This window comes from Protofrankia sp. Cr1 (assembly GCF_963555865.1).
GTDB lineage: Bacteria > Actinomycetota > Actinomycetes > Frankiales > Frankiaceae > Protofrankia.
In genome coordinates this window covers 2,683-4,607 of sequence record NZ_CAUVXO010000436.1, presented here as the reverse complement: position 1 = coordinate 4,607, position 1,925 = coordinate 2,683, and the positions used below count along the sequence as shown (strand labels likewise).

2 protein-coding genes and 1 tRNA gene are annotated in these 1,925 nt (G+C 67.3%); all 3 read left to right on the top strand.

Annotated features, from left to right (window positions below; all coding sequences use genetic code 11):
• The first annotated feature begins 88 nt into the window (after positions 1 to 88).
• The 3 genes from U9980_RS23125 to U9980_RS23115 all read left to right on the top strand — a co-directional run bounded on the left by U9980_RS23125 (position 89) and on the right by U9980_RS23115 (position 1,923).
• Complete coding sequence (locus U9980_RS23125; protein WP_322769871.1) at positions 89 to 622, top strand: hypothetical protein; 534 nt, start codon at positions 89 to 91, stop codon at positions 620 to 622.
• A gap of 890 nt (positions 623 to 1,512) precedes the next feature.
• Complete coding sequence (locus U9980_RS23120; RefSeq protein ID WP_322769870.1) at positions 1,513 to 1,743, top strand: hypothetical protein; 231 nt, start codon at positions 1,513 to 1,515, stop codon at positions 1,741 to 1,743.
• Between the two features lie 106 nt (positions 1,744 to 1,849).
• Positions 1,850 to 1,923 (top strand) — tRNA-Ala (locus U9980_RS23115).
• The last annotated feature ends 2 nt before the right edge of the window (positions 1,924 to 1,925 follow it).

The following is a 1,925-nucleotide window of genomic DNA, read 5'->3' as shown; positions in this document are numbered from 1 at the left end:
TGAGTCGTCTGATCGACGAACGTGTGCAAAAATCTACCTCGTGATGAGCCATTGATGATCACTTTTTGCCGATGATCGTAGCCTGCCGATGATTGCTGCCTTCGGTGGCGTCCAGATCGACAACCGTGATACCGACCCGCCTCGCTTCCGCGAGTGTGACGTGGCTGATGTCGAACGGCGGACGGCGGCGGTCCTCGCGGAACTGCGTCCACGGCTGCTGGTCGGGGCGGCTGCGTCCGGAGCCGACCTGGTGGTGCTGGCCGTCGCGCGCGCGGAAGGGCTCGACGTGCGAGTGGTACTGCCGTTCGACGTCGACACGTTCCGGCGGACGTCGGTCGAGGACCGCGGGCCGCTCTGGTGTGCCCGGTATGACGGGCTGATCGCCTCGTTGAAGCCGTGTGAGTTGGAGGTCCTCGGTGAGGTCGAGGACGATGAGGTGTATCACCGCACGAATACCCGCCTGCTCGCACGCGCCGCGCAACTGAGACGAACACCCGCGGAGGAAGTGGTCGCGCTGGTGCTGCGTCCGATCGTTTCGCACCGCGCGTCGGTTGCCGACGATCTGGTGGACAAGGCCAGGGTTGCGGGTCTTCCCGTCGTCGAGGTGTCCACTCTCGGCTGACCGTGGTCCAACGGGCTGGCGGACGCACGGGCTGGCGGACGAACAGGCTGTGCATAATGGCTGCGTGACCATGTCCGCGCCGCGCTTCGCCGAGCTGATCGCCGGGGTTGTCGCGCGCGCCGACGCGGGGGTTTGTTGTCGGTGCCCTCGCGTGCGCTGACGTCGGCATTGCCGTCCTGACGTCCCTGGCCTGGTCGTCCGACCGGTCCTGCACGCGAGGGACCGTTGTCGGAGAAGCCCTGATCGGTTCTGCCTGACCTGTCCAGATCAGGCGGCATTCAGCTGAGGCATCCACCAGGTTGCTGTTTGACGACCACGTGGGCATACGGCCTGTGTCCGGTATCACCCGGTATCGTGCTTCTCCTGTTTCTTGTGTCGTCGCCTGCCATCCGCCAGTCAGCACTGATGTGAGCACAAAGGGGTGTCATGGTGAGTTATGACCATAGCGCTCAGCGTAACAAAAGGTTCTCCGGTGGCCTCGTTGCCCGGGCGCGGACGTTCAACGAGTGGACCGCGGATCTGCGCGCTGCCGGCTTCTGGCTCTGCCCAGCCAGCTGCGGGGTGCCGGTAGAGCTGCGCGGGCTGCGGCCGGATGGGTTCGGCTTCCATCTGCGCTGCCGCGGCGTGCGGGTGACACTGTCGTTGTTTCGCCCCGGGCGGGCGATGTGGCAGCTGCCGCACTGGGACCCGAGGTGGACTCCGGAGGAAGGTCTGTCGCTCTGGGTGAACCATCGGATCGATCATCCATCGTCGGGGTATCGGACGTTCGGGAGCCGGGTCCTGTCCGCATCGGACCCGGGCGGCGATGCGTGCGGCGGCGATGCGTGCGGCAGCGGTTCGAGGCGCCCCGGCGTTGTTCCCGCCCCGGCGTTGTTCCCGACCGTGCGCGGATGGTTTTCGACCGCGAGGAGGCTCCCGACCACCAGGTGCTCTTCGACGGTGGCCGGGAATGCGGCTGGCGTGGCCACGAGGCGGGCCTGCTGAGGCCGGCTGCTGCGGCGACGCTGTTCGCCCGGCTGATGGCCGAGGTGGACGTGGCCCGTGGTGCCGGCCCGGCGGTGGTACGGGTACCCCACGCAAGGGCGGGAGAGCCTCCGCTGGCTCCAGTCAGGACCAGCTGAGCTGAAGGGTGACCTCCGGAGCTGCGCAGGACGACGATCGTGTTCTCTTCGGCCGGGGCCGGCTCGTCACGCCCGTCCGGGTCTGCGGTAAGCTTCAGAAGCTCCAGGGGGTGTAGCTCAGCCTGGTAGAGCGCCTCCCTCGCACGGAGGAGGCCAGGGGTTCGAGTCCCCTCACCTCCACC